The following is an 827-nucleotide window of genomic DNA, read 5'->3' on the forward strand; positions in this document are numbered from 1 at the left end:
TATAACGGAAAGGTCTGGATTTGACGGCCCGAGCGCAAGTGCGCCCGGGCCGTTTTTCGTTGAGAAGCTGCTTGAGCCGCTCGCGCAAGCGAGTCAGCAGCATGGGAAGTTTGCCGTACGAGCGCGTCACGGCTGCCCATGTCATTTCATACTAGATGATATGAAAGGCCCGGATGAAGCTCAGATCGTTGGGCGCGTGCCCGGCATCAAGAGCCGCTTTGGCTATTTCCAGACGGATCAGGTTGTAGGCGATCAGGGCTCCCCAGAGTTCCTGGTAGACGCCTTGCACGGTGTGGCTGCGAAGCGTCAGCTGCATGCCCAGCATCGATTGCTTCAACTCGTGGTAGCTGGTCTCGATCTGCCAGCGACGCTCATGGCACGCCACAATATCAATTGCCTTGAATCGCCTTCGATCGGTCAGCGACGTGAGCAATATGCGCTGCCGGCCGCGGGCATCGACGGCAAGCACCGCACGGGCTTGCCAGAATTCGGGCAGTTGCGAACATTGCGCTCGTGCCTGGGGTGACACGCGCATGCGCACGATCTGATCACCATCGTGCCCGCTCAGCACCTCCCAACGCGTATTGGACTTGGCCGGGATGATGAAATGCCGGTTCTGGCCACCCGAGACCAGGTTGCATAGCAACTGGGCCGACAGGAACCCTTTGTCGAACACGGTAATGGAGCTGTCTGGCACGCGCGGGATAAGCTCACGCGCCCAGATCATCTCATTGGTGTCGTAAGGACCGAAGCTGGCATCGCGCACCAGACGCGTTGCAATGGCGGTGAGCGTGACTGCGCGCAATTGAGGATAGCTGCCCACCCGG

Annotated in this window: 1 pseudogene; it reads right to left on the reverse strand. The window is 59.7% G+C overall.

The annotated features are described in order from the left end of the window. Positions 1-827, reverse strand: a pseudogene (locus F6X40_RS41595) (IS4 family transposase); the annotation flags it as partial.

Source organism: Paraburkholderia sp. UCT31, from assembly GCF_014397655.1.
Taxonomy (GTDB): domain Bacteria; phylum Pseudomonadota; class Gammaproteobacteria; order Burkholderiales; family Burkholderiaceae; genus Paraburkholderia; species Paraburkholderia tuberum.